The organism is Lamprobacter sp. (genome assembly GCF_034860625.1).
Lineage (GTDB): Bacteria > Pseudomonadota > Gammaproteobacteria > Chromatiales > Chromatiaceae > Lamprobacter.
This window is the reverse complement of the sequence record NZ_JAYESN010000204.1, coordinates 1-5,635: the sequence shown is the minus strand read 5'-3', so window position 1 is coordinate 5,635 and position 5,635 is coordinate 1. Positions and strand designations below refer to the sequence as shown.

At 52.9% G+C, this 5,635-nt stretch carries 6 protein-coding genes; 2 read left to right on the top strand and 4 right to left on the bottom strand.

Features of this window, described 5'->3' with window-relative positions; all coding sequences use genetic code 11:
- Positions 1–146: 146 nt before the first annotated feature.
- On the top strand, positions 147–1,949 hold the full coding sequence (locus VBE63_RS23990) for a hypothetical protein (RefSeq protein ID WP_323685538.1): 1,803 nt from the start codon (positions 147–149) through the stop codon (positions 1,947–1,949).
- A gap of 182 nt (positions 1,950–2,131) precedes the next feature.
- Here the strand turns inward: VBE63_RS23990 and VBE63_RS23985 are convergent, their stop codons facing one another.
- The 4 genes from VBE63_RS23985 to VBE63_RS23970 form a co-directional block, all read right to left on the bottom strand.
- The gene (locus tag VBE63_RS23985; protein ID WP_323685537.1) at positions 2,132–3,214 is read right to left on the bottom strand and encodes a nucleotidyltransferase family protein; all 1,083 of its coding nucleotides are present in this window, start codon (positions 3,212–3,214) and stop codon (positions 2,132–2,134) included.
- A gap of 76 nt (positions 3,215–3,290) precedes the next feature.
- On the bottom strand, positions 3,291–4,250 hold the full coding sequence (locus VBE63_RS23980; protein WP_323685536.1) for an HprK-related kinase A: 960 nt from the start codon (positions 4,248–4,250) through the stop codon (positions 3,291–3,293).
- Positions 4,250–4,477 carry an HPr-rel-A system PqqD family peptide chaperone gene (locus tag VBE63_RS23975; protein ID WP_323685535.1) on the bottom strand — a complete coding sequence of 76 codons (228 nt, stop codon included), beginning with the start codon at positions 4,475–4,477 and terminating at the stop codon, positions 4,250–4,252. Before VBE63_RS23975 ends, VBE63_RS23980 begins: the two co-directional genes overlap by 1 nt.
- A 31-nt stretch (positions 4,478–4,508) precedes the next feature.
- Positions 4,509–4,958 (bottom strand): hypothetical protein, encoded by a 450-nt coding sequence (locus tag VBE63_RS23970; protein WP_323685534.1) that lies wholly within the window; start codon positions 4,956–4,958, stop codon positions 4,509–4,511.
- Positions 4,959–5,251: 293 nt separating this feature from the next.
- Between VBE63_RS23970 and VBE63_RS23965 the strand changes: the two genes are divergently transcribed.
- Positions 5,252–5,635, top strand: a 384-nt coding sequence (locus VBE63_RS23965; protein ID WP_323685533.1) for a serine protease, incomplete at its 3' end; no start/stop codon positions are given.

Sequence of the window (5,635 nt, the reverse complement as noted above, 5' to 3'; positions counted from 1 at the left end):
AAACAGCAATCCGTAAACGATAAGTCCAATGTTTGGACCCCCGGGGCTGGTCCGCGTTTTCCGAATTTTGTGCCTGAAATACCTAAGTCGACCGATCCCTAACATTCTTCTCGATAAGTTAAGTGCAGTAACACCAAGAGCAGGTCATGCGTATCTTTTTTTATTACTTGCTGATCAGTGGATTTGTGGCTCACATGGTTGGAGTGGCTGTTTTTCTTCATTTCCAATCAACTGGAGCATCGCTCTACCGATATCTCAGTAAAGGCATTGAATACCTAGATCATGACAGCTCACGATCTCGCCATATTGCTCGCTTCGCCCAGTTCGTGATGCTTGATAGTGGTCTTGTGACTGATCCAAAGACCGTTTTGTCGCACGATGTTGACTTTAAGTTGCCAATTTGGGAGGGCAATGGCGCTAGTGCGCTAAGGCTTGATACAGCTCCTCGATATACTTCTCAGGGGGAGCCGGTTCCGAGCGCTGACAAAAATCGCTGGCTGATCAGCAAGCAGCCTGAGCTGCGAGTTGTGAAGGTCGGTACTGTAGATGCGTTGACTCGCGCATTGGAGGCTGCGGAGCCTGGAACACAGATAGAACTTGAGCCTGGCCATTATCGACTGAATAGTCAATTGATGCTTGGGAGTCAAGGCTTGGCCGATGCACCGATAGTGCTTCGGGGCAGTGATATTGAATCGACGATCCTCACTATTGAGGATGGAGCCGGTTTCCTGATCGATGGGTCTTTTTGGACGCTCTCTGATCTGATTGTCCGCGGTCAATGTAGCGAAGGTTCTTGTCCTTGGCTGGTGCGTATCGAGGGCAAAGCTGACCATTTTACAGTGCGTAATCTCTTTGTTTCTGGTGTGGAGCGCTTAATTACGGCTGGATTTGATGATACACCACCATTGGAAGGGTTAACTGAGGGTGTAACCTTAGTCGGCGGAGAACTCGCTGATGTTGAGATAGAATGGCCAGAATATGCTATTCGCCGGCTTTTTATCGATCGTCTTCTCAAAAACGGTCTAGTCACACTTTGCTCCCAAGATGAGGCTGGGCCTGGCTGTGATAGCTCCGAGCTGTCAGATGCGATCAAGCGAGTTTCTCCAGGGGGCGTGGTTTTGATGCGCAGTGGTGTCTATAAGCAAGCTGCAACCATTGGTAAGGCCGATATCCATATCCTGGCCGAGCCTGGTGCAAGGCTCTATCGTAAGACTATCCAGGGTAAAGGTGCGCTAGTGGTCAGGGCGAATGTGGTGATTGAGGGGTTAACCTGTTCGCACATCAAGGTCGGCGATGGAAATGGCTGTTGTGTTCGACAGGAGCGCGGCGATGTTACACTTTTAGGTGTCCATTTCCATCATGCACAGATGGGGATGCTGACCGGCCACAATGGTGGTGAAATCAAGATATTTGACAGCTATTTTCACGATAGTGGTTATGACGAAAGTGGCAATCTCGGACATAACCTTTATGTCAACAGTGGCACTTTAAGTTTTGTTCGTTCTTGGAGTTTGTCTGCCCGTAATGCTGGGCATGAGATCAAGTCTCGTGCCGATGTGACCGTCATCAGAGATAGTTTAGTAGCGTCGTTAAATGCTAGGGATAGCCGCTTGATTGATCTACCTAATGGTGGTGTTTTCTTGCTTACGGGGTCTATATTGGGTGAAGGACCTGGTAGCGAGAACTGGGATCTTATCGGCTATGGCTTAGAGGGGTTAAAAAATGGTGCCGAAGGGCGTAGTCATCGCGTGACAATCCGGCGGAATACTTTTTATATTGATCGTGAGCGAGGTGGAAAATTGCTGAATACCGTTGCTACTGATGATATTGAATTCCGCGATAACGTGATTATTGGCGGCAAAGAAAAGCCTCCTGGGAATACCTATTATGGTAGCCGGTCGAAAGCTGCAGTGGGGGATTACCCCGTCCTGAAAGCACTGACTTTTTGAGCAAAAGTCCGATTTTCTGAAGATGCTATCCTCAGCTTAAAGAAATTTATTAGCTGCCCAGTACATAAAAAACGCGAAGACCATCAGGTTGACCAATAGGCCAACAGATGCAATGTAACCAAGAAATAAACGCAACGCTGTCGTTGCTCTAGGCTGTCTAGCAAACATGCACAGACTCTCTCTTATTGCTTGCTTCCCCTATGACGAGACGAGACCGCGATCCAGCCCTTGTGCAGCAGATGCTGTGCCAGTAATGCTGGCGGCATGCGCAGACTATGATAGCGGACCTTTGCAGCTTGGGCGGCAAGACCTTGGGTCAGGCTCAGTCCAGTATCGGGGAGCCGTGGTGGGCAGATGCGCTCAAACGTCCAATCGAACGCCACACGAGCGGCGATTGGTGGTTTGGAGAGCGTTAAATCCATGGGTATCGGAGTTTTCAGCCAACTGTGGCAGTAGTGTAATGCATACCAGAGCAGGCGAGTGGCTTGATGTTGGTGCGCGCGCTCAATGAGTGCCTGCCAGTCAGCATTGGAGCGCAGGTAGGTGCGCAGGAGGGCGTCGATATCAACCAAGCCGCGTAATTCGCCGTCGAGTTCTGAGTCTTGGAATAGGTGAATGATGGCGTGGATGATCTGGTCCGCAGGACAGAGTACGAGAAAGCGTGAGCCAGTGATGGGGCGCAGGTCCGAGAATAGCAGCTTGTCATCCGCGCGGGTTTGGCTGGTAATGGGAGCAATTGTGTGATGTAGGTCGACTTCAAGGGGGTGCCCGGGATAGCGCAGCGGCGGCAGTTCATGGCTCCATTCACGATAATAGCGCTCATCGTAGGCGTCTTTGGCTTCAGCTTGCCAGCCGGCTGTCTTCAGGGCGATTTCAGCGCGATTGAGGTCGGCGCGACGCACCAGCAGATCGACATCATTGGGGCTCCGCCCTCGGGCTTGAGGTATGTCCTGGAGCAGATAGGCGGCCCCCTTGAGCAGGGTGATCGGAAGATCACTGGGTAGCGCGCATTCCAAGTCGCGTAATTCGGTCCGCACCAGGTGTGCACGGTAGGCTGCATAGTTGATCGCGGCCTGGAGATGGTCGCGTACAGGTTCTGGGATCGCTGACCACAGGGCTTCGTTCACGCGGAGCCGATGAGAGAGCATCCCGAGCACTCTGGCTTGACGGGCGAGGCGCAGTGTGCCGTCCCAGTCGGCGAGCTGCATTTGCTGCGCGTACTCGGGCGCGCCGAGCAACGGAAGCAGGTGTTGGCCAGCTGGCATGGGCAGCCTAGCCTTGGATTGGGTGTTGGCTTCAGCCGGCATGAATGGATGGGTCGATATTGGTCGGGGCTGGACCTCAGATGGCATCGACGGATGTTCCTTCGCTGGCCTTGTCGAGTAGCCTGTCGATCTGGCTGATAGCCGCGTCAAGATCACTATAGTGCAGTGCGTAAGCCGGGCAGGCGGCGATGACATTGGCAATGGCCTCGAAGCCGATTGCGCCGAGCAGATGATAGTTGAAACTGTTGAAAGCGAGGTGGGCAAAGGCGTCTTTACCAGGCAGGCGATGGCTGTCGAGCGCAGCGCCGGCTTGGAAAGCAGGGAAGATCACTAATGCAGGGCGAGCGGGATGGTGAACCGCATCGGCGCTCGCGTCGTTTGCTGCTAGATGCGCGACATCGCCCTTGCGGGTACCAGTAAATAGCGGGCCAATCACCGCTTTATCAGAAAAGGCGCGAATGACTTCGACTGATTGGTTCTTGAGTGCGACCGGTTTAAGCATGGCGATGAGATCGCCGGTCTCGGGTCGCAGAACGCCGAATTCATCAGAGAGCAGCCTAAACCCGCGAAGCATCATGGCTGCGGCGAGGGTGCTTTTGCCGGAGCCGGGCGGTGCTGCCATGATAACAGCCCGCTTGCCTTTAGCCAGTACGCCAGCGTGTAGCAACACATATTGATTGGCGCGTTGGCCGAAGCACCAATTGACTCCCCATTCAAAGAGCGGTAGGGCATTTGCTAGTGGAAAGGGGTCAAAAGGCTGAATACCATCAATGCGGAATTGCGATTGTGAGCGAATGAACGCGCGCGGGTTGCGCGGTCGGGTCACCTCGACATGATAGTCGGCGAACTTGGCTTGAGAGGATTGCGGAAGTCGGAAAGCACCATAAGTGCTTTGCAACGATTGCGCGAAAACCTTGAGGGAGCTTCGCACGCGCACGGTGGCCGCGCCGTAGACAATGGCGAGATGCCCGGCGCGGCATTGTTGGAAGATCTCGTGGAACTGCAGCTCACGTAACCGCGGGTTCAACACAGCCATCAGCGAACGATGCCAAGCATGTTGAGCATCGCTAAGAGCCGTGTTGCTTCTGGCGCACTGGGATTAAGCTGAAGCTGGTTCTGCAGGATGCGGTAGATCTCCTCCTTCGATGCCGCCTGCCCGCTGTTGCTTTCAATCAGCGTCTCATAAACGAGTGCGGCTGATGCTGTTAGGATATGTGTTTTCCATGTCGTCTTGTCAAAGAGAACGCCGCCATCATCCATCATGTAATATAGATGCTTAAAGTGCGGCACAGTGTTAAACGATTCTTTGGAAATGGTTCGTTGAACTTGCCGTTTGAGCGTTGACTGAACTCCAGCAAGATTCGGCTACGAGCGTACTTTCACCTTCGGAAACATACTTTTTTGTGGAATTGTAATAAACAGTAGGATCATTAGGATCGCCAGAATTGCTTGGCTCAAAAATTCGCCCATCGCTGCTGACGAGATTGCCTGTCTCTATCTGATTTCCATCAACGTCTGTTTCTGTTTCTTTTGAAACACTCACCACCGAATCTTCACGGCAGGTCGAGGACGTTGCGGCAAGAGCTGTTCCGTTCGGTAATGTGTAAATGACTGGGGCGACAGTCGCTGCCTTCAGTAAGCGTCGACGTGCATTTTGTTGCTTTTGTTTGGCATCGCTTGCCTGATCTGCCTGTGTCGTTTGATCTTGTTCAGCCGTGCTTGCATTATAGTCTTCTGAACGCATTTTTGACCGCTCCTGTGTAGGGTTTTCGACTGCTCTTAGGCATCCCCGCGAGCGAGGCTAAGTGCCATGAACAGAATAAAGTCACTGTTTTCGCTTAAGTGACTAAGTTGAATGCATTTTCCGCGCCTAGTCTCAGTTTCACTTCAAAATCAGCTCCCTAGCTTTGCCTTGTGAGCTTAGTCCAGCTGATCACTCGAAGCATGTGTCAAGTTTTCTGACATCTCCCTGGCCAGAGTCTTCAGGCGTTGCCATAGTGTAGCCGAAAGTTAGGTTTTTCTGATGGAGTCGATAAGATGAGCATCACCCAGTTCCAAGTTCCTAACGCGTGCTGGAGAAGCTGGATACTGCTAGGTCTGCTGGGTTTGACGTTGCTCTCAAGCAGCAGTTCCTGGGCCAACAACCTCCCCACCACCATCGAGCGCGTCAAGCCCTCGGTGGTCGGCATCGGCACCTATCAGGAAACGCGGCAGCCGCGGGCGCAGATTCGTGGCACCGGCTTTGCGGTGGCGGATGGTCGCCATGTGATCACTAACTTTCATGTGGTTCCCGATAAGCTTAACAGGGAGCGGAAGGAGTTCTTGGCGGCGTTCGTCCCGGCTGGCGGGTCGCAGGCGCAGGCGCGTGGAGCAACGATGATCGCGCAGGATGAGGCGCATGATCTGGCGCTGCTGCGCATT